The 20,409-nt window shown below is 64.8% G+C and carries 21 protein-coding genes and 1 tRNA gene; 9 read left to right on the top strand and 13 right to left on the bottom strand.

All coding sequences use genetic code 11. The features are described from left to right. Positions 1–47: 47 nt before the first annotated feature. Positions 48–914, bottom strand: coding sequence for a methylenetetrahydrofolate reductase [NAD(P)H] (gene metF, locus PVV74_RS05415; protein ID WP_103762266.1), 867 nt, complete (start codon positions 912–914; stop codon positions 48–50). Between the two features lie 101 nt (positions 915–1,015). Here metF and PVV74_RS05410 point away from each other — a divergent pair, with 101 nt between their 5' ends. The 7 genes from PVV74_RS05410 to PVV74_RS05380 all read left to right on the top strand — a co-directional run bounded on the left by PVV74_RS05410 (position 1,016) and on the right by PVV74_RS05380 (position 5,168). Further along, positions 1,016–1,939, top strand: coding sequence for a LysR family transcriptional regulator (locus PVV74_RS05410; RefSeq protein WP_103762267.1), 924 nt, complete (start codon positions 1,016–1,018; stop codon positions 1,937–1,939). Positions 1,940–2,016: 77 nt separating this feature from the next. Then, positions 2,017–2,901: a carbon-nitrogen hydrolase family protein gene (locus tag PVV74_RS05405; RefSeq protein WP_274592509.1), complete on the top strand. Its 885-nt coding sequence runs from the start codon at positions 2,017–2,019 to the stop codon at positions 2,899–2,901. 81 nt (positions 2,902–2,982) lie between these two features. Continuing rightward, on the top strand, positions 2,983–3,201 hold the full coding sequence (gene infA / locus PVV74_RS05400) for a translation initiation factor IF-1 (RefSeq protein ID WP_005978431.1): 219 nt from the start codon (positions 2,983–2,985) through the stop codon (positions 3,199–3,201). Between the two features lie 14 nt (positions 3,202–3,215). After that, positions 3,216–3,803 carry a Maf family protein gene (locus tag PVV74_RS05395; protein ID WP_274592508.1) on the top strand — a complete coding sequence of 196 codons (588 nt, stop codon included), beginning with the start codon at positions 3,216–3,218 and terminating at the stop codon, positions 3,801–3,803. Next, the gene (locus PVV74_RS05390) at positions 3,800–4,822 is read left to right on the top strand and encodes a ribonuclease E/G (protein WP_274592507.1); all 1,023 of its coding nucleotides are present in this window, start codon (positions 3,800–3,802) and stop codon (positions 4,820–4,822) included. Before PVV74_RS05395 ends, PVV74_RS05390 begins: the two co-directional genes overlap by 4 nt. After that, complete coding sequence (locus tag PVV74_RS05385; RefSeq protein ID WP_274592506.1) at positions 4,819–5,013, top strand: DNA gyrase inhibitor YacG; 195 nt, start codon at positions 4,819–4,821, stop codon at positions 5,011–5,013. The genes PVV74_RS05390 and PVV74_RS05385 overlap by 4 nt, the downstream gene beginning before the upstream one ends. Before the next feature lie 80 nt (positions 5,014–5,093). Further along, positions 5,094–5,168, top strand: a tRNA-Phe gene (locus PVV74_RS05380). 130 nt (positions 5,169–5,298) lie between these two features. Here the strand turns inward: PVV74_RS05380 and PVV74_RS05375 are convergent. The 5 genes from PVV74_RS05375 to PVV74_RS05355 form a co-directional block, all read right to left on the bottom strand. Next, positions 5,299–6,654 (bottom strand): TRAP transporter large permease, encoded by a 1,356-nt coding sequence (locus PVV74_RS05375; RefSeq protein WP_103762272.1) that lies wholly within the window; start codon positions 6,652–6,654, stop codon positions 5,299–5,301. A gap of 5 nt (positions 6,655–6,659) precedes the next feature. Next, entirely contained in the window at positions 6,660–7,970 is a 1,311-nt protein-coding gene (locus PVV74_RS05370; protein WP_274592505.1) for a TRAP transporter small permease subunit, read from the bottom strand. Between the two features lie 79 nt (positions 7,971–8,049). Beyond that, a complete protein-coding gene (dctP, locus tag PVV74_RS05365) occupies positions 8,050–9,150 on the bottom strand; it encodes a TRAP transporter substrate-binding protein DctP (RefSeq protein WP_103762274.1) in 1,101 nt (366 codons plus the stop codon). Between the two features lie 178 nt (positions 9,151–9,328). After that, complete coding sequence (locus PVV74_RS05360; protein WP_274592504.1) at positions 9,329–10,294, bottom strand: ABC transporter ATP-binding protein; 966 nt, start codon at positions 10,292–10,294, stop codon at positions 9,329–9,331. Next, positions 10,291–11,286, bottom strand: a complete 996-nt coding sequence (locus PVV74_RS05355; protein ID WP_274592503.1) for an ABC transporter ATP-binding protein — start codon at positions 11,284–11,286, stop codon at positions 10,291–10,293. Before PVV74_RS05355 ends, PVV74_RS05360 begins: the two co-directional genes overlap by 4 nt. 191 nt (positions 11,287–11,477) lie before the next feature. On the opposite strand from PVV74_RS05355, the gene PVV74_RS05350 reads away from it, so the two are divergent. After that, a complete protein-coding gene (locus PVV74_RS05350; protein WP_274592502.1) occupies positions 11,478–11,690 on the top strand; it encodes a hypothetical protein in 213 nt (70 codons plus the stop codon). Between the two features lie 11 nt (positions 11,691–11,701). Here PVV74_RS05350 and PVV74_RS05345 read toward each other — a convergent pair whose 3' ends face one another. The 3 genes from PVV74_RS05345 to PVV74_RS05335 all read right to left on the bottom strand — a co-directional run bounded on the left by PVV74_RS05345 (position 11,702) and on the right by PVV74_RS05335 (position 15,313). Continuing rightward, positions 11,702–12,658: an ABC transporter permease gene (locus tag PVV74_RS05345; protein WP_103762278.1), complete on the bottom strand. Its 957-nt coding sequence runs from the start codon at positions 12,656–12,658 to the stop codon at positions 11,702–11,704. Continuing rightward, positions 12,658–13,644 carry an ABC transporter permease gene (locus PVV74_RS05340; protein ID WP_103762279.1) on the bottom strand — a complete coding sequence of 329 codons (987 nt, stop codon included), beginning with the start codon at positions 13,642–13,644 and terminating at the stop codon, positions 12,658–12,660. Before PVV74_RS05340 ends, PVV74_RS05345 begins: the two co-directional genes overlap by 1 nt. An 88-nt stretch (positions 13,645–13,732) precedes the next feature. Further along, a complete protein-coding gene (locus tag PVV74_RS05335) occupies positions 13,733–15,313 on the bottom strand; it encodes an ABC transporter substrate-binding protein (protein WP_103762280.1) in 1,581 nt (526 codons plus the stop codon). Positions 15,314–15,538: 225 nt separating this feature from the next. Here PVV74_RS05335 and PVV74_RS05330 point away from each other — a divergent pair, with 225 nt between their 5' ends. Then, the gene (locus tag PVV74_RS05330; protein ID WP_211286116.1) at positions 15,539–15,679 is read left to right on the top strand and encodes a DUF2256 domain-containing protein; all 141 of its coding nucleotides are present in this window, start codon (positions 15,539–15,541) and stop codon (positions 15,677–15,679) included. Here PVV74_RS05330 and PVV74_RS05325 read toward each other — a convergent pair. The 4 genes from PVV74_RS05325 to katG form a co-directional block, all read right to left on the bottom strand. Then, the gene (locus PVV74_RS05325; protein WP_274592501.1) at positions 15,676–17,004 is read right to left on the bottom strand and encodes an ABC1 kinase family protein; all 1,329 of its coding nucleotides are present in this window, start codon (positions 17,002–17,004) and stop codon (positions 15,676–15,678) included. The two genes, PVV74_RS05330 and PVV74_RS05325, sit on opposite strands and share 4 nt — an antisense overlap. Then, a complete protein-coding gene (locus tag PVV74_RS05320; protein WP_274592500.1) occupies positions 17,001–17,402 on the bottom strand; it encodes a thiol-disulfide oxidoreductase DCC family protein in 402 nt (133 codons plus the stop codon). The genes PVV74_RS05325 and PVV74_RS05320 overlap by 4 nt, the downstream gene beginning before the upstream one ends. 2 nt (positions 17,403–17,404) lie before the next feature. Beyond that, entirely contained in the window at positions 17,405–17,959 is a 555-nt protein-coding gene (locus PVV74_RS05315) for a response regulator transcription factor (RefSeq protein WP_274592499.1), read from the bottom strand. A 151-nt stretch (positions 17,960–18,110) separates the two neighbouring features. Further along, complete coding sequence (katG, locus tag PVV74_RS05310) at positions 18,111–20,330, bottom strand: catalase/peroxidase HPI (protein WP_274592498.1); 2,220 nt, start codon at positions 20,328–20,330, stop codon at positions 18,111–18,113. Positions 20,331–20,409 lie beyond the last annotated feature (79 nt).

The raw sequence follows: 20,409 nt of genomic DNA, 5'->3' as shown, positions 1-20,409 counted from the left end.
ATTGCGACTGCCCCAAGAATGGGGAGGTCACAGGGATCGGGGGTGTATCAGGCGACGTCGCGCAGCGCGACCTTGGGCGTGATGCCGAGCGCGTGACAGACGTCGCGGGTCAGTTCGGGGCGGTTGAGCGTGTAGAAATGCAGGTGCTCGGCCCCGCCGTCGATCAGCTCGCTGCACAGCTCGGTGGCCTGCGCCGTGGCCAGCAGCGTCTCGCGGTCGTCGCGGGCGGCCTTGGTGAACGCCTCGTCGAGCCATGCGGGGATCTTGGTGCCGCAGGCGGCGGCGAAGCGCTTGGTGCCGGCCCAGTTCTCGATCGGCAGGATGCCGGGGGTGATGGGCGCGTCGATGCCCGCAGCGACACAGGCATCGCGGAAGCGGAAGAACGCTTCGGTGTCGAAGAAGAACTGCGTGATCGCCTCGGACGCGCCGGCGTCGATCTTGCGTTTCAGGTAGTCGATATTGGCCTGGGCATCCGCCGCCTCGGGGTGCACCTCGGGATAGGCGCCGACGCGGATCTTGAAGCGGTTCATGTCGGCCAGCGCCGAGATGAGTTCGCAGCTGTCGGCAAAGCCGTCGGGATGGGGCGTGAAGCCGTCCGACCCCTTGGGCGGGTCGCCGCGCAGGGCGACGATCTCGTTCACGCCGGCATCGGCAAAGTCCTGGGCGATGGCGAGGGTCTCCTCGCGCGTTGCCTCGACGCAGGTGAGGTGCGCGGCGACGTTAAGGCCGCTGGATTTGTGCAGCGTGGCCACGGCATCGCGCGTGAGTTCGCGGGTGGTGCCGCCGGCACCGTAGGTCACGGAGACGAAGGTGGGGTCCAGCGGCGCCAGTGACTGGACGGTGTCCCAGAGGCGGAACGAGGCCTCCAGCGATTTCGGCGGGAAGAATTCAAAGGAAACGGTGGGGGTGCTCATGACGGATATCCTGCAATCTGTTGTTGGGTCTCTTGTCGCAGGTGCGCGTATGTGAGACAACTTCATAAAATTCATGGTTTGAATGAGGCTGGCTAATATTCATGCATATCGACTTTCGTCATCTGCGCACGATCCGGGCCATTCACCAGGCCGGGGGGCTGGCCCGCGCGGCGGAGCTGTTGCACATCACGCAGTCCGCTTTGTCCCATCAGATCAAGGGTTTGGAGGATCAGGCGGGGGTCGAGCTGTTCGTGCGGCGCTCGAAGCCCTTGAAGCTGTCGGCGGCGGGCCTGCGCCTGTTGCGCGTGGCCGAGAAAGTGCTGCCCGAGGTCGAGGCGCTGGAGGCGGAATTCAGTGGATTGCGGCAGGGAAGCGCGGGGCGGATGCATATCGCCATCGAATGCCACGCCTGTTTCGAATGGCTGTTCCCGGTGCTGGAGCGATTCCGGCAGACCTGGGCGGAGGTGGATATCGACATCCGACCGGGCCTCGCGTTCGACGCGCTGCCGGCGTTGCAGAAGGAAGAGGTCGACCTTGTGGTGTCGTCGGACCCCGAGGACCTCGATGGCGTGATCTTTCAGCCGCTGTTCGACTACGAGCCGCTGTTCGTGGCCTCCAGCCAGCATGTGCTGGCGGCCAAGGATTTCGTCGAGGCGGACGATTTCCGGGACGAGACGCTGATCACCTACCCGGTGGACCGTTCGCGGCTGGATATCTTCACCGAGTTGCTGACCCCCGCCAAGGTCGAGCCGCGCGCGGTGCGGCAGATCGAGCTGACGGCTGTGATCCTGTTGCTGGTGGCGTCGAACCGCGGCGTTGCGGTGCTGCCCGACTGGGTGTTGCGGGAACAGCGGACGAGTTCGGAATACGTCACGCGGCCGGTCACGAAGGATGGTCTGACCAAGCGGCTGTACGCGGCGATCCGCGAGGACGAGGCGGACAAGCCCTACATGGCGCATCTTCTTCGTCTGGCGCGGGAGATTCCGCTGCGGATGCAAAGGCCGGTGGAGACGGTCGCGGAGTGAGCGCGCGATTCCGGTGATGCGGCGCGGGGCCGGGGCCGGTAGGGTGGCGCCGAATCCGATCTGGAGAGTGAAGTGCGATGAAGATTGCGAGTGCGGCCTATCCGATGGACGCGTTGGACAGCTGGCAGGCCTATGCCGACAAGATCGAGGCCTGGGTGGCCGAGGCCGCCGGGCAGGGCGCCAATCTGCTGATGTTCCCCGAATATGCCGCGATGGAGCTGGCGATGCTGGCCGGGCGCGAGGTGGCGACGGACCTGGAGCCGTCACTGCGGGCGGTGTCGGACCGGATGCCCGAGGCCGACGCGCTGCATTCCAGGCTGGCGGTGCAGTACGGCGTGCATATCCTTGGCGGCTCGGCGCCGGTCTTTGACGATGCGCTGGGCCCGCGTCCGGTGAACCGGGCGGCGTTCTTTGGCCCCGGCGGGGGCAAGGGCGTGGTCGACAAGCAGATCATGACCCGCTGGGAACGCGAGCCCATGGCGTGCGTGGGCGGCGGGCCTCTGAAGGCGTTCGACACCGCGCTGGGGCGGGTGGGCGTACTCATTTGTTATGATTGCGAATTTCCGCTTTTGGGGCGTGCGTTGCAGGATGTTGATATCCTGCTGGTGCCGTCCTGCACCGAGACGCTGGCCGGGTACTGGCGGGTGCGGATCGGGGCCATGGCCCGCGCGCTGGAGCAGCAATGCGTGAGCGCCATGTCGTCGCTGGTGGGGCCTGCCGACTGGTGCGAGGTCTGCGACGTGAACACCGGCGCGGGCGGCGTATTCGGCCCGCCCGACAAGGGATTCCCGCCCACGGGCGTGCTGGCCGAGGGCGTGCTGGACGCGCCGGGATGGACCGTGGCGCAGGTCGATCTGGAAAAAATCGCGCAGGTGCGGGCGGATGGCGGGGTACTGAACCGCACCCACTGGGCCGAGCAGGCGGGCCGTGACGGCGCGCCCACAGTTGAACGGCTGCAATGATATTTGACTTGAAAACCTTGGGGAATAGGGCCATTTAAACGCCTGTCCTGCAACCGGCAGGGCGGAAACCAAGGAGAGACCATGGCCAAGGAAGATACGCTCGAATTTCCAGGTGTCGTGAAGGAACTCCTGCCGAATGCGACATTTCGGGTCGAGCTAGAGAACGGCCATGAGATCATCGCCCACACGGCAGGCAAGATGCGCAAGAACCGCATCCGTGTTCTGGCAGGCGACAAGGTTCAGGTGGAAATGACACCTTACGATCTGACCAAGGGTCGGATCAACTACCGCTTCAAATAGCGCGAACCGCAGGTTTGCGCAGCCCCAAGCTCATCCTTGGGTCCGGTAGCCCGCGACGCCGGGATCTGCTGGCGCAGATCGGTGTCGTGGCCGATGACGTGCGCGCGCCGGATATCGACGAGACCCCCGAAAAGGCCGAACTGCCGCGTCCCTATTGTGTGCGCATGGCGCGGGAAAAGGCGCTGGCCGTCGAGGCCGGGGCCGACGATATCGTCCTCTCTGCCGATACGACCGTGGCGCTGGGCCGGAGCATCCTGGGAAAGCCCGGGGATGCAGGCGAGGCCGAGGCGTTCCTGCGCAAGATGTCGGGGCGGCGGCACAAGGTGGTCACGGCGGTGGCGGTGCGCCGCGGTGACCGCATCTGGGAGCGTGACGTGGTCAGTGACGTCAAGATGAAGCGGCTGGATGACGACGAGATCGCGTTCTACCTGGCCAGCGGCGATTGGCAGGGCAAGGCCGGGGCCTATGGCATCCAAGGACCTGCGGGCGCGTTCATTCCGTGGATCCAGGGATCGTTCACGGCCGTTGTGGGCTTGCCGTTGAAGGAAACGGCGGGGCTGCTTCTGGCGGCCGGGTATCCGGTCTGGAAAGGGAAAACATGAAGGGACGCGTGGTGGCGCTGGGCCAGCTGGGCGCATTCGAGGCGGCGGCGCTGATGGAGGATGGCGTGCTGTCCGACCTGCTGGTGGACACCGACCAGCCGCGCCCGGGCACGATTTATCGCGCCGTGATCGAGCGGCCGGTGAAGGGGCAGGGTGGGCTCTTCGTGCGCACGCCTGACGGCAATGGGTTCCTGCGCCAGGTCAAGGGGATGAGTGCTGGGGGCACGGTTCTGGTGCAGGTGACGGGCTATGCCGAGCCGGGCAAGGCGATCCCGGTCACGGCCAAGGTGCTGTTCAAGAGCCGCTTTGCGATCGTGACGCCCGGCGCGCCGGGGATCAACGTGTCGCGGGCGATCAAGGACGACGACCTGCAGGACCGGCTGATGCTGATCGGCAAGGACGTGATGGCGGGCGACGACAACGGCCTGATCCTGCGCTCGGCCTGCGAGAGCGCGGACGAGGACGCCGTGGCCGAGGACGTGGCGCGCATGGCCGAGTTGGCCCGCGCGGTCATGGCCGACGCGAGCGGCAAGCCGGAGAAACTGGTCGAGGGGCCAGGGCCGCACGAGTTGGCCTGGCGCGACTGGCCGGAGCCGGAGATCTGGGACGAGGACGGGCAGGCGTTCGCGCATCACGGGGTGTTGGATGCGGTCGAGACGCTGGGCTCTCCGCGCGAGGACCTGCCGGGCGGCGCCAGCATTTATGTCGAACCGACACGGGCGCTGGTCGCGGTGGATGTGAACGCGGGCGGCGACACCTCGCCGGCAGCAAGCGTGAAAGCCAACATGGCCGCCGCGCGGGCCTTGCCGCGGGCCTTGCGGCTGCGAGGGCTTGGAGGGCAGGTGGTGCTGGACCTGGCGCCGATGCCGAAGAAGGACCGCAAGACCTTCGAGGCCGCCCTGCGCGCCGCGTTCCGCCGCGACACGGTGGAGACGGCACTTGTGGGATGGACGCCCCTTGGGCACTATGAGTTGCAACGAAAGCGTGACAGGCTGCCGCTGCCGAAAGGTGTGATATGAGTTGCCCGATTTGCGGGGAAGACACGGTAAGGAAGTACCGCCCCTTCTGTTCCGAACGCTGCGCCGACCGTGACCTGGGCGCGTGGCTTCGCGGGGATTATGCCATACCTTCCAGCCGGTTGGACGATGCAGAGGAGGTCGCCGACGCACTGGAAGAGGCGCAGGACGCGGGCTCGGGAAAACCCCACTGAAAAGTGGCAAAAACCCACTGGACAGTCGCGTGGCCCTCGCCTAGAAAGCCGGAACCCGAACGGTGCGCCCGTTCACCCGTGCCCGGGTAGCTCAGGGGTAGAGCAGTGGATTGAAAATCCTCGTGTCGGTGGTTCGATTCCGCCCCCGGGCACCACTTCTTCCAGAATTGGCAGAATGATATGCTCATTGGTCGCGTCGCGTGGCAATTGGCGTGTCATGGATGTGAAAACGGCCCCCGCAGTGCGGAGGCCGTTTGAGAGGGCCAGCCGAGTTTCGGCTCGGTATCAGCCGTAGATCAGCCTGGGCAGCCAGGTGATGATCTGCGGGAAGACCATGCAGAGCGCCAGCCCGACGATTTGCAGAAACAGGAACGGCAGGGCGGATTTGAAAATGTCCGTCATCGGGATTTCCGGCGGCGCCACCCCGCGCAGGTAGAAGAGCGCGTAGCCGAAGGGCGGCGACAGGAAGCTCATCTGCATGTTCACGAGGTAAAGCACGCCGAACCACAGAACCAGATCCTCGGGGCTGTCGAGGCCGAAGGCGGCGGCGCCCAAGGCCTTGATGATCGGCACGAAGATCGGCACGCAAAGGAGCAGGATGCCGACCCAGTCGAGGAACATGCCCAGGATCACCAGCAGGATCTGCATCAGGATCAGGATGCCCCAGGGGCCGAGGCCGGTGGCCGCCAGCGCGTCCTGCACGAATTGCTGCCCGCCTTCCAGAACGTAGAGGCCGACGAAGATCGTGGCGCCGAACATGATCCAGATGACCATGGCCGAGGCCTTGAGCGTCGTGGTGCAGGCCTCGCGGATGGTGGGCCAGTCGAGCTTGCGGTGGATGGCGGCCACGATGAAGGCGCCGAAGGTGCCGATGCCGGCGGCCTCGACCGGGGTGGCGACGCCGGAAAAGATGATGCCCAGCACCACCGCGACCAGCGTGATGGGCGCGGCCATCTTGCCGATGAGCTGCATCTTTTCGCGGTTCGACACGCGTTCCTCGACCGGGATGGCAGGGCCGAGGGCCGGATTGATGTAGCTGCGCACGACGACGTAGGCGATATACATGCTCGAGAGCATCAGGCCCGGGATGACCGCGCCGATGAAAAGCTCGCCCACCGATTGTTCGGCCACCACCGCGTAGATGATCGCAAGGATCGACGGCGGAATCAGGATGCCCAGCGTGCCACCGGCCATGATCGAGCCCATGGCGATCTTGGGGTCGTAGTGACGTTTCAGCATCGCCGGCAGGGCGATGATGCCCATGGTCACGACCGCCGCGCCGATCACGCCGACCATGGCGGCGAGGATCGTGGAGGCGATGATCGTGGCCGCGGCCAGCCCGCCCTTCAGCCCGCCCATGACCTTGTAGATCACGTCGAACATGTCGTTGATGATGCCTGCCCTTTCCAGCATGGCAGCCATGAAGATGAAGAGCGGGATCGCCGAGAGCTGATAATTGGTCATCAGCGGGAAGATACGGCTTGGCACGATGTTGAGCGCGCGTTCATCCCCGAGGATGAACAGGAACACGCAGGCCAGGCCGCCGGTGACGAAGGCCAGTGGCAGGCCCGCCATGAGCAGCGCCAGAAGGCTGCCGAACATGATGAGCGTGAGCCACGCGATGTCGATTTCAATACCCATGAGCCTCAGTTCCCCCGTGCGATTTCACGGATGTCTTTCGACAGTTTCGAGATGCCTTGCAGGACGAGCAGCAGCCCGCCCATCACCATGACCCATTTCATCGGCCAGAGCGGCACTTCCCATTCGTTGAAGCTGATCTCGCCCCAGCGGATATTGGGATCGGTCCACTGGTTCAGGCCGAAGCCCGAGACCATCTCTCCAAAGGTGATCTGGCCGCGTGCCCAGTCGGAGACGACCGCGTTGCCGGAGGGCACGGCGATGGCGTCCATGGCGAAGATCCATGAGGTGACCAAGAGCGTGCCGGCGAAGATGAAGAAGAAGATCGAGGTCAGCAGGTCGACCCACGCCTTGTTCTTTTTCCGCATCGGGGCATAGAAGATATCCACGCGCACATGGGTTTCGGTGAGCATCGCGTAGGCGCCGGCGATCAGGTACTGCATCCCGAACATCAGGTACATCGCCTCGTGCGCCCAGTTGGTGGGCGAGCCGAAGACGTAGCGGGCCAGCACCTCGTAATAATAGACGAAGACGGCGATGACGGCCCAGTAGGCCACGAATTCGCCGCAGAAGAGCGACAGGCGGTCGATCCAGTTCTCGGCGTAATCGCTGTCGTGCTTGGGGCCTTCTTCCTGCTCGTGGGCGGCGAGGGCCTTTTCGGTCTCGGACACCTCCTCGGGCGGGATCTTTTCATTGGCGCGACGCACCAGCATGGGCATCAGCAGAAGGTCGATCGCCAGAAGCGCCAGAAGCGCGTAGAAGCCATAGCCCGCGGCATTGTCCCACCACGCGCGGGTACGGAACGCCTCGATCTGTTGCGGGCGGATCTCTTCCAGCGTGGCCTGGGCCTCTTCAAGGCGGGCGGCCCCGCTGTCGAGCGTGTCCTTCGCCCGGTCCAGGCGGCGCTCTGCGGCGCGCTGGGTAAAGCTGCCTTCCTCGGCCTCGTCATAGGCGGCCTGAAGGTCGGGCAGTTCGGCGCGGGCCTCTTCGACGCGGCCCTGTTCACGGTCGATCACCCTTTGGGCCACGCGCAGCTCGTTGTCGAAGCCCGACAGGATCGTGCGTGCGTCCTGCGTCTGCGCGTTGGCGTAGAGGATGAACAGGAAGATCGGGATGAAGACCAGGCCCCACAGGCTTTTGAGATAAAAGCGGTGCAGGCCGAGGATGCCGCCGGTGACGGCGATCATGTAGGCCAGCGGCAGGGTATAGCGTTTCTCTTCGGGCTGTGGTCGGCGCGACAGGATCATCGCGATGATGGGAAAGACGATCAGTCCCACCCAGTACAGCCAATGCGGCAGCGTGAAGCTGAGCCCCGGCATTGCGGTCCTCACTCGTTGAAAGCGTTGGAAAATGCCGCCCGGGAGTATGAGACACCCGGGCGGCGGATGGGTCGGGGGATCAGAGCTTGAGCTCGAGTCCCTCGGTCAGGGCCGGGTCGACATAGCCCAGCGAACCGGACTGCATGTAATCAAGCTGAATCTTGAACACGCGTGCGGCCTGCGGATCGCGGTTGGCGTAGTCGAACCAGATCGGCACGGCGACCTCGGTCATCAGGGCCACGTCGTCCTGGCTGAGGCGGGTGACCTCGGTGCCGTCGGCCTCGAACTTTTCCCAGGCTTCCTGGTCGGCGGCCTGGATCGCGGCGTGGTGCATGTCGGAATAGACGTGGGTTTCCATCTCGACGAATTGCTTCATCTCGGGCGAGAGGGCCTCCCACGCGTCCATGCCCACGGTGATGTCCATGGTGTCGACCGGTTGGTAGAGCGACATGAAGCCCGGAGGGCCCATGACGATGTAGTCGGTGACCTGGCTGAAGCCGAGGGCATAGTTCACGGCGGGACCCACATAGTCGGCCACGTCGATGGTGCCCTTTTCCAGCGCCGGGAAGATTTCCGAGCCGGGCAGAACGGTGGTCTCGGCGCCGATCTCGTTGAAGATCTCGGCGACCATGCCGCCGGGCAGACGCATCTTGCGGCCCGCGAAGTCGTCGATCGAGCGGATCGGAACCTTGGAGTGGATGATGTTCGGGCCGTGGTGCACGGGGCCGACGAAATGCAGGCCTTGCGCCGCGTAAAGTTCGCGCGCGATGTCGATGCCGCCAAGGCCATAGTAGAACACGTCGAATTCATGCGGGTTGCGCATGCCGAGCGGGATGGACGTCAGGAACGTCGCCGCCGGAATGATGCCCTGGGCGTAGATGGTGAAGGGGTTCACGGCCTCCAGAACGCCGTTCTTCACCGCGTCGTAAAGCTGGAAGTCGCCCACGACGTCATTGGCGCCGAAGGGTTGGAACGTCAGTTCGCCGCCGGTTTTCTCGGCGATGGTGCCGCACCAGTCGCGGAAGATCTGAAGCCCGGCGCCGCCGGGCCAGCTTGTCTGGATTTTCCAGGTCGTGCCGTTGGCCTGTGCGCCCGCAACATGGGGCGCGGCCAGAGTGGCGGCACCCGCACCGGCAATCGTGCGCAGCGCGTTGCGCCGCGTGGTCAGTTTGTTGGTCATTTATTTCCTCCCATTCGTGCCGGTCCTGTATTTTCAGGTTTCCGACGCTTCCGAGCGTAATGGCAAACCGGCAAATTGGTAAAGTGATTTTTCCAATATGTGGTAAAGGCGCACTATGTCCGGCCTTGAAAACAAGGTCTGGCGCGGTCCGGAGGGGACGCCTCGGCCTTCGGGCCGATTATTCCGCCCGGTGGCAGGCGACGCGGGTCTGGCCCAGAAGGCGCATCTCGGGGCGTTCCTTGCTGCACCTGTCGATGGCGATGGGGCAGCGTGGATGAAAGGCGCAGCCCGACGGCGGGTTGATCGCGTCGGGGATTTCGCCCTTGGGGGGATCGACCTCGCGCCCGAAGGCATCCATGCGGGGTGCGGCGTCGAACAGCATCTGGGTGTAGGGATGCTTGGGGTCGGTGAAGAGCGCGTCGCGCGGCGCTTCCTCGACCAGGCGGCCAAGGTAGAGCACGCCGATCCGGTCGGCCATGTGGCGCACGACGGTCAGGTCGTGGCTGATGAAAAGATAGGTAAGTCCGAACTCCTCGCGCAGGTCGGACATGAGGTTGAGAACCTGGCTTTGCACCGAGACGTCGAGCGCCGAGGTGGGCTCGTCGCAGACGATGATCTTGGGTTCGGACGCCAGCGCGCGGGCGATGCAGATCCGCTGGCGCTGACCGCCCGAGAATTCGTGCGGGTACTTGGAGGCGTCGGCGGCGGAGAGGCCGACCTGCTCCAGCAGGCGTTCGGCCAGTCCGGCGGTGTCGCCGCCCTTGGCCGCGACGGGTTCGGCGATGATGTCGCGCACCCGCCAGCGTGGGTTGAGCGAGGCGAAGGGATCCTGGAATATCATCTGGATCTCGTCGCGCACCGCTTCGATCTTGGCGGCGTCGGTCTCGGTCGCCAGGTCGGTGCCGTTGATCTTGACGCTGCCCTCGGAGGGAGGGGTGAGGCCGACGACGATCTTGCCGATGGTGGACTTGCCAGAGCCGCTTTCGCCGACGAGGGCATAGACGCTGTTTTCCTCGATATCGAAGGAGACGTCGGAGACAGCCGTCAGATACGCCTTGTTCAGCCGCTCGATCACGCGGTTGAGCCACGGTTTCGAGACGTCGAAGCGGCGGGTGAGGTTGCGGATGGAGATCAGGGCGCTCATGCGACGGTGTCCTCCTTTTGCGTGGTGCCGAGCGGGAACCAGCAGGCGGCGCGGCCGTCGCAGGCCTCGATGCTGGGGCCGGGTTCTCGGCGGCACTTGTCCTGCGCATATTCGCAGCGCGGGTGGAAGGCGCAGCCGTCGGGCAGGGCGCCAAGGCGGGGCATGGCGCCGGGGATCTGTTTCAGGCGCTTTTGCCCCACGCTGGCCAGCGGGGTCGAGGCCATGAGGCCCGCTGTATAGGGATGGTGGGCGTTGGTGATGACCTCGCGTACCGGGCCAAGCTCGGCCAGGCGGCCGGCATACATGACGGCGACGCGGTCGGCGGCCTCGGCGATGACGCCCATGTCGTGGGTGACCAGCATGACGGCGACGCCGCGTTCGCGGCAGAGGCGTTTCAGAAGGGATACGATCTGGGCCTGGACAGAGACGTCGAGCGCGGTCGTGGGTTCGTCGGCGATGACCAGTTCCGGCTCGGCGCAGAGCGCGAGGGCGATGACGACGCGCTGGCGCATGCCGCCGGAAAACTCGTGCGGGTAGCTGTCGATGCGGGCGGAGGCGGCGGGGATGCCGACCTCGTCCAGCGCCGCGATGGCGCGTTTGCGGGCCTCGTCCTGCCCGACGTTCAGGTGCTCGGTGATGGTCTCGGTCAGTTGGTCGCCGATGGTCAGGAGCGGGTTGAGCGATGTCAGCGGGTCTTGAAAGATCATGCCCATATGCTTGCCCCGCAGGCGGCGCAGCTTGCTGCGCGGGATGTCGTGGATGGGCTCGCCTTTCAGCAGCACTTCGCCGCCGGTGATGCGGGCGGGCGGGTCCAGCAGGCCGATGACGGCGTTGCCGGTCATGGATTTCCCGGCGCCGGATTCGCCCACGACGCCCAGGATCTCGCCCGCGCGGATGTCGTAGCTGACGTGATCGACGGGGCGCAGGATGCCGTGCCGGGTGGGAATTTCCACGGTCAGATCGCGGACGGAGAGGACGGGTGTGTCTGTCATGCGGTGCTGCCTTTTGCGATCTGCCGTGACTGTTGTGCGGCGCGGACTGCCTTAAAAGCGGGCGATATTTTGCAATTGCAGCACTTTTGCTGCGGTGCGGCGTGGTTTTGGTGTGGCGTCGTGGGACTCCGCGTTAATCTGGGAGCAACCGAAGTCAGGGAGGAATATCGAGCAAAGAAAGGAGGCCATGCATGTGCCTTTCCAATGAAGCTTTTGCCTTGTTCCTCAACATGATCGGTACGGGCATTTTCACGATCGAGGGCACGACCGTGACGGTCCATGCCACCGAGGGTGATGTCACCTGGCACGAGGTGGTCGATGAATGGTGCACCGCCGCGCCTTACACCGAAGCGCGGTTGCCGTTTACGACCGCGCCCCTGAAGCAGCCCTTCACCATGCGCTGAAAGCGATTCGGTCATCTCAGCCTCGGGTTCAATGCGTCGCGCAGCCAGTCGCCCAGCAGGTTGATCGACAGCGCCAGCGCCAGCAGGGTGCCGGCGGGGAAGAGCAGGATCCACCATTCGCCGGAGAACATGAACTCCTGTCCGATGCGGATGAGCGTGCCGAGCGAGGGTTTCGTGGGCGGGGCGCCGACGCCGAGGAAGCTGAGCGTGGCCTCGGCGATGATGGCGAGGGCCAGCGAAATCGTGGCGATGACCAGCACCGGGTTGAGCACGTTGGGCAGGATATGCTTGAGCATGATGATGATGGGCGAGCGGCCGATCAGGCGGGCGGCCTGGACATATTCCTTGTTCTTTTCCACCAGAGTCGTGCCGCGCACGACGCGGGCGAACTGCACCCAATCGGACAGGCCGATGGCGAGGATCAGCACCCAGAGCGCCATCTGGTCGCGATAGGCGGGCGGCGTGATGCCCTTGGCGATGCCGAAGATCAGCATGGCCACAAGGATCGCCGGGAAGGTCAGCTGCACATCGGCGATGCGCATGATGATCGTTTCGGTCCAGCCGCCGACATAGCCCGCGATCAGCCCCAGCGTGATGCCGATCAGCATGGCGAGGAAGACCGCCGCGAAACCCACGAAAAGCGAGATGCGCATCCCGTAGAGGATGGTCGAAAAGACGTCGCGGCCCTGGTCGTCGGTGCCCAGCAGGAAGGTGTCGCCGGTGAAGGCGTTCGCCTCGCCCGGCGGCGTGAAGCCGTTCATCAGGTTCAGCGAGGCCGGGTTGAACGGGTCAAACGGCGCGATGAGCGGTGCGAATACGGCCGAAAGGATCAGGATCAGCACCACCGCGAAGGAGGCGATGGCCACCGGCGCGTGCCGGAAGGACCACATGAAATCGCTTTCCCAGATGCGGCGGAAGCGGCTGTCGCGCACTTTCGGCGCCGGGGTCGTGACGGGTGCATCGGTCATCAGTGGCCTCCTGCGGCGCTGCGGTCGACGCGCAGGCGCGGGTCGATGGCGAAATAGAGCATGTCGACGATGAGGTTGATGCCCACGAACATGACCGAGATCATCATCAGGTAGGCTGCCATCACGGGGATATCGACGAATTGGATCGCGTTGATGAAGAGCAGGCCGACGCCGGGCCACTGGAACACGGTTTCGGTGATGATGGCGAAGGCGATGATGGAGCCCAGCTGAAGCCCGGTGATGGTGATGACGGGCACCAGCGTGTTCTTCAGCGCGTGGCGGAAGTTGATCGAGCGTTCGCGGATGCCGCGGGCGCGGGCGAAGCGGATATAGTCCATGCGCAGCACCTCGAGCATCTCGGTGCGCACCAGCCGCATGATCAGGGTCATCTGGTAGAGACCCAGCGTGATCGCGGGCAGGATGAGTGCCTGAAGCCCGGATTTGGTCAGAAAGCCGGTGGACCAGCCGTTGACGAAGGTCACCTCGCCGCGCCCGAAACTGGGCAGCCAGCCAAGCTCGACCGAGAAGACGTAGATCAGCAGGATGCCGATCAGGAAGGTGGGCAGGGAGACCCCTATGAGAGAGGCGGTCATGATGATGTTGGCCGAGATCCCGCGCCTTCGGATCGCGGTATAGATGCCAAGCCCGATGCCGCCGATGAGCGCAAGAAGCCCCGAGACGAAGGCAAGTTCCAGCGTGGCGGGCAGGCGTTCGATCAGGATGTCGGCCACGGGCCGGCCCTGCCGGTAGCTGAGGCCGAAATTGCCCTGAACGGCGTTGGTCAGGAACTTGTAGTATTGCACGGCGAAATTCTGATCGAGGCCGAGTTCGGAGCGCAGACGCTCTATATCGGCGACGGTGCGTTCTTGGCCGAGCATGTTATCGACCGGATCGCCGACGAAGCGGAACATGGCGAAGGCCACGAGGCCCACCACGAGTAGCACGAGCACGGACTGGGCCACGCGCCGGATGATGTAAGCTAGCATTTTTTGCCCCCGAAGCGGTCGTCACGCACGGTTGTTTTGCTGGCTGTGACGGCAGGCGGGCGGCCCAGGAAGGCCGCCCGCGATTGGCTTAGTTCATCTCGAAGAACTTGAACTTGGGATCGTCCTCGGGGCTGACTTCGGTGCCGACCGCATCGGTCATGCCCCAGTTCAGCACCTGGTGGTGGATCGGGATGTAGAGCTGTTCCTCCTGAACCACCTGCCAGATCTCGTTGATCGTGGCGTTGCGCGCCTCGAGATCGGTTTCCGAGGCAAGGCTGACGATCTTGGCGTCGACATCCGAGTTGGAGAAGCCGGTGCCGTTCCAGCTGCCGCGCTCCTCGCCGCGGGTATGAACGAGGAAGTTGAAGATGTATTCCGAATCGTAGGTCGGAACGCCCCAGCCCAGCATGTAGAAATCCGTCTCGCCGTTTTCGATGAGCGGGAAGTGCTGTGCCTTGGGCTTGGCGTCGAGGTTCACGGTGACGCCGATTTGCGCGAGCATCCCGACGGCGGCCTGGCAGATCGCCTCGTCGTTGACGTAGCGGTCGTTCGGGCAGTCGAGCTGGATGCTGAAGCCGTCGCCATAGCCGGCCTCTTCCATCAGGGCCTTGGCGCCTTCGATGTCGGTGGTGGCGCTGCTGTCCATCTCTTCGTTCCAGCCGTTGACGAAGGGCGGGGCGATCATGCCCGCGGGCTGCGACTGGTCGCGCATGACGACCTGCTTGATGGCGTCGCGGTTGATCGCCATGGACATCGCCTTGCGCACCTTGGCGTCGGCCAGCGGGTTGGCGCCATCGACGTCGTCATTCTCGATATCGTCGGCGCCCATGTTCATGCCGAAGAAGATGACGCGGTTCTGCGGCGCGGTCTTGACGACAAGGCCGTCGGTGTCGCCGACGCGGCCAAGGTCCTGTACGGGCACGTCCTGGATGAAGTCGACCTCGCCCGACAGAAGGGCGGCCACGCGGGTGGCGGCGTTCTGGATCGGGGTGTAGATGATCTCGGTCACGTCGAGGGGGAACTCGTCCTTGCCCCAGTAATTCTCGTTCGCTTCCAGCACGGTGCGCACGTCGGGCTCGCGGCTGACGAGGGTGAAGGCGCCAGTGCCGTTGGTATTGGACGAGGCAAAGGTGGTTTCGCCGCTGGCCACGTCCTGAACTGCGACGGCGTCGTTTTCCTCGGCCCAGCCCTTGTCCATCATGAACAGGTTGGTGAGGTTGGCGGGCAGGATCGGGTTGGGACCGTCGGTGACGAATTCCACGGTGTGGTCGTCAACGGCGCGGACCTCGGTGATCGAGGTCAGCAGTTCCTTCATCGCCGATGTTTCGGACTGGGCGCGGTTGATCGAAAAGACCACGTCCTCGGCGGTGAAGTCGGCGCCGTCGTGATAGGTGACGCCCTGGCGCAGGTTGAAGACCCACACGTTCGGGTCGCCTTCCTTGGGCGCCCAGTCGGTCGCCAGCGCGGCCTGGAACTCGCCCGAGTGGTCGCGGATGATCAGCGGCTCGTAGATCTGGTGCGAGAGGGTATGGGTCGGCCCCTCGTTCTGGGCGTGGGGGTCGAGCGTGAGCGAGTCGCCCGCGCGGGCCCATCGCAGCGTTTCGGCCGAGGCACCGGTCATCGCCGTGGTGGCGAGCAATGCGGCGGCAAGGACTGTCTTGGTTTTCATGAATATCTCCCTGGATATCGCCCGGGTTGATCCTCGGGCTGATCCCGAAAACATAACTTAGTGGTCCGGCGCTGCAAGCCAACGAATGGGCAGATGCCTTCACGTCACTTGAAAAACGGAAGGGCAAACCGCCGAGACGGGCGTTTGCCGGGATGACCGCGCGGCGTTTCGGTCTAGCTTTCGAGGCGAAGCCAGAGTGGCAGGGGGCGTGCGAAAGCTGTGAAAATGCGACGGAAATCGGATTTGCCCACGAAGGTCTGCGCGACCTGTGGACGGCCGTTCACGTGGCGCAAGAAATGGGAAAAGGTCTGGGACGAGGTGCGCTATTGCTCGGGACGGTGCAAGCGGGCGCGGCCCAAGGTTTAGGCGAAGCGTTCGAGGATCCGGTCGAGATCGACCCGGGCGCGGAGCCGCTCGGCCAGAAGGTAGCAGCCCAGCACCTTGCGTTGCAGCAAGAGCGTGTCGGTGGGCGGCGCGTGGATGTCGACCTGTTCATCGGCCAAGAGCAACCCCTCGCGGCGCAGGCGGGCCAAGAGGCCGCAGGTCGCGAAATCGAGCGTGCCGCCCTGGCGCAGCGGTTCAGCGGCGATCCCGAAGAGGCGCAGGATGTGGGCGCGGTCGATGTCAGACGTGTCGGCGCCGACGAGACCGATGGCAATCATCGCATCCCAGGCCGCGGCATCGTCACCGGTCAGCGCAGCGTTGAAAAGGGCACGGTAGCTGTCCACGCGCCCGGCGTCGAATTGCAGCGTCGCGCCGAAATCCAGCAGCACGATATGGCCCGTGTCGGGCTGGTATCCGTAGTTGGCGAAATTTGGGTCGGTCTGCATGTCGTGCAGTTCGAACAGCTCTCGCAAGGTCAGGGTTACGAGCGCCGTCGCGATGCGGTCGCGGGTGGGCTGGTCCAGTTCGGACGCGGTGTCGATGCTTTGGCCATCGACGTAACTCATGGCGAGGATGTCGCGCGTGCTGAGGTCGTCGTGGACGGCAGGCAGGACGAAATCGGGGTCATCCGCGAGATGGGTGCGGAAGCGGTTGATGGCGACGGCTTCGCGCGCGTAGTCGGTTTCCTCGTGCAGCTGAGCGGCGGCATCGGCAAGTAGGCGGTCCGTGTCGAAGCTGGCGGGCATCATGCCGGACCGGCGCAGGATCAGGCCGAGGTTGCGCATGTCGCTGTCGATGCTGTCGCGGATGCCGGGATATTGCACCTTGATCGCGAGGTCGCGGTCGTCGCGGGTCTGCGCACGGTGCACCTGTCCGATGGAGGCGGCGGCGATGGGGTGCACGTCGAAGCGTTTGAAATGACGCAGGAAATCTCGGCCCCAGTTGGTGGCCAGCACTTTCTTCAGCTGCGCGGGCGGCATGAACTGGGCGTCGGCGCGCAGGCGGGCGAGGATCTTGGCCAGCTCGGGCGGAAGCATGTCGGCGGTTTCCATCGACAGAAGCTGGCCCGCCTTCATGGCCGCGCCGCGCATGTTCGCAAGATGATCGGCCACGCGGGTGACGTTGGACTGTGTCATCAGCAGGTCTTGCAGGCGGGGCTTGCGGCCGCGCATCAATTCCCACCCGCCGCGTGTGGCGACGTTGCCCGCCAGGACCGTGGCCATGCCGCCGGTGCGGGCCATGCGGTTGAATCGCCCGGTCGGGATGCGGGCGGCGCGTTTTTGGTCGGGCGGGTTCTGGTCGTTCATCGCGTGCCTTCGGCGCGTCGTTCCAGCCGCGGCCCAAGCAGGCGCACCAGCGCGGGGCGCAGGCGCAGGAAGGCGCGATAGGCCAGCTCGGCGACGGGTACGATACCGGGGATGCGCGACAGCTTGGCGAGATGGCGCCAGCCGGGCAGGCGTTTCCAGACCTCGAAGAAACCCGCGGCGCCGGAGACCAGTGTGCCGTCGGGGCGGCGGGTGTGAAACCGGCCCATGGCCGCGTCGCGATCGAGGTCCGGTGCGGGGTCCTCCTGGCTGCGCGAGATATCGGTGAAGGCGATGCGGTCTGCCCGGTCGCGTTTCTGGTAGAAACCGACTTCGGCCCGGCAAAGCGGGCAAGACCAATCGTAGTAGACCGTCAGCCGGGTATCTTCCGCACCCTGCACGATCAGCCCGGGTCCTTGCCCAGTTCGGGCTCGCGCTTGAGAATACGCTGAAGCGTGCGGCGGTGCATCTTGAGCAGTTGTGCCGTTTTGGTGATGTTGCCGTCGGTGCGTTCCAGGAAGCGTTCGATATGTACGCGCTTGGCCTCTTCGGGCGATATCGGGTTTTCGGGCGCCGGGGGCTGAACCCCTTCTGCGGCCAGCAGGGCGTCGACGATCTCGTCCCCGTCGGCGGGCTTGGCCAGGTAGTCGATGGCACCGAGCTTGACTGCCGCGACGGCAGTGGGTGTGTCACCGTAGCCGGTCAGGACGAGGGCGCGGGCGGAAGTACGCTGTTTCTTTAGCATCTCGATCACCTCGAGCCCCGAACCTTCGCCGAGATGCAGGTCGATGATGGCGAAGGCAGGTTGTCGCGCGTCGATCGCGGCGGCGGCCTCGGCCACGGTGCCAGCCGGAATGGGATCAAAGCCGCGGCTGGCCATGACCTTGGACAATTGCTCGCGGAAGACGTCGTCATTCTCGAGGATCAGTAGCGTGGTGTCTTTGGGTAGCTTTGTCATATCATCCTCTCTTGCACGTGCTACGTGCGCGGGACAGGGTTGGATGACTGCCGGGGGCGGGGTGCGACAGTTTGCGCAGGGGCGCCGAAACGCCGACGGCGCCCCGGGATGATCCGGGACGCCGTCTGTTTTTCAGCATGGCATCAGGCCCTTAGCCCGGTTGGACCCGGTCGGCATCCATGACCTTGGCCCATGCCTTGACGAAGTCCTTGACGAACTTGCCGCCATTGTCGGCCTGTGCGTAGACCTCGGCTTGCGCCCGCAGTTGCGAGTTCGAGCCGAAGACGAGATCGCAGCGGGTCGCATCCCACTTCTTGTCGCCGGTCTTGCGGTCCTTCCCGACGAAGGTCATGCCCTTGTCGTCGGTGGCTTCCCAGACTGTGCCCATGTCCATCAGGTTGACGAAGAAGTCGTTGCTGAGCGTGCCGACACGGTCGGTGAAGACGCCGTGCGCGGTGCCGCCGTAATTGGTGCCCAGCATCCGCAACCCGCCGATCAGAACGGTCATCTGCGGTGCCGAGAGGCCCAGCAGATGCGCGCGGTCGATCATCAGCTCCTCGGCCGAGACGGTGAAGTCGCCGGAGAGGTAGTTGCGGAAACCATCGGCCTGCGGCTCCATGATCTCGAAGGACTCGGCGTCGGTCATCTCGTCGGTGGCGTCGGACCGGCCCGGGGTAAAGGGCACGGTGACCTCGTGACCGCCGGACTTCGCGGCCGCCTCGACAGCGGCGTTACCGCCCAGAACGATGAGATCGGCCAGCGAGATCTTCTTGCCGCCCGAGGCGGACGCGTCGAAGTCCGACTTGATGCCTTCGAGGACCTTCAGGACCTTGGCCAGTTGCTCGGGCTGGTTGACGTCCCAGTCCTTTTGCGGAGCAAGACGGATGCGGGCACCATTGGCGCCGCCGCGCATGTCCGAGCCGCGGAAGGTCGAGGCCGAGGACCATGCCGTGTAGGCCAGTTCGGAGACCGACAGGCCGGAATCGCGCAGCTTGGCCTTGAGGCTGGCCACGTCGGCGTCATCGACCAGCGGGTGATCGACCTCGGGCACCGGATCCTGCCAGATCAGCACTTCGTCCGGCACCTCGTTGCCCAGATACATGGAGCGCGGGCCCATATCGCGGTGGGTCAGCTTGAACCACGCGCGGGCGAAGGCGTCCGCGAACTCGTCGGGGTTGGCATGGAAGTGGCGCGAGATTTTCTCGTACTCGGGGTCCATGCGCATCGCCATGTCGGCCGTCGTCATCATGATGTGCTGATTGTGCTTCGAGGGGTCCTCGGGGTCCGGGGCCATGTCCTCGGGCTTCTGGTCCTTGGGCTGCCATTGCCATGCGCCGGCGGGGCTTTTGACCAGTTCCCACTCATAGCCGAAGAGCACGTCGAAATAGCCCATATCCCATTGTGTCGGGCGAGGCGTCCATGCGCCTTCGATGCCCGACGTGATGGCGTCGCGGCCTTTGCCGGAGCCGTAGGTGGAGAGCCAGCCAAAGCCTTGGGCCTCCATCGCGCCGGCCTCGGGTTCGCTGCCGACATGCGATGGATCGCCCGCGCCATGTGCTTTGCCGAACGTGTGGCCGCCGGCCGTCAGCGCGACGGTTTCATAGTCGTTCATCGCCATGCGCGCGAAGGTTTCGCGGATGTCGCGGGCCGAGGCGAGCGGATCGGGCTGGCCGTCGGGACCTTCGGGGTTCACGTAGATCAGGCCCATCTGCACGGCGGCAAGCGGATCTTCCAGCTTGCGGTCGCCGGAATAGCGGCTGTTGGGTTTGTCGGAGGTGGCGAGCCACTCCTTTTCCGAGCCCCAGTAGACGTCTTCCTCGGGCTCGAACACGTCCTTGCGGCCGCCGCCGAAGCCGAAGATCGGGCCGCCCATGTCCTCGATCGCCATGTTGCCGGCGAGGATCATCAGGTCTGCCCAGGAGATGGCGTTGCCGTATTTCTGCTTGATCGGCCAGAGCAAGCGGCGGGCCTTGTCGAGGTTGCCGTTGTCGGGCCAGCTGTTGAGTGGCGCAAACCGCTGGGTGCCCGAGCGCGAGCCGCCGCGCCCGTCGGAGGTGCGGTAGGTGCCCGCCGAGTGCCACGCCATGCGGATGAAGAAGCCGCCGTAGTGACCATAGTCGGCCGGCCACCAGTCCTGGCTGTCGGTCATCAGCGCCTTGAGGTCTTTTTTCAGCGCCTCCATGTCGAGGCCCTTGAAGGCTTCGGCATAGCTGAAATCGGGGCCCATCGGGTCGGATTCAGGGGTGTTCTGATGCAGGATCTTGAGGTTCAGCTGGTTCGGCCACCAATCGCGGTTGGATTGGACGCTGAACCGCGTCGCACCATGCATGACCGGGCATTTGCCGGAGTTTTCGAGATCGTTGCCGTCCATTGAGTCTCTCCCAGGGTTTGCTGTCTGACTGTGCCCGGATGCGTGTGATCCGGGGCCGATTGCTTGTTTAAAAGACGTA

Origin of the sequence: Roseovarius sp. SK2 (assembly GCF_028807495.1) — a bacterium.
GTDB classification, from domain to species: Bacteria; Pseudomonadota; Alphaproteobacteria; order Rhodobacterales; family Rhodobacteraceae; genus Roseovarius; species Roseovarius confluentis.
Note: the sequence above shows the minus strand (reverse complement) of the source record. Positions and strands in the feature narration are given on the sequence as shown.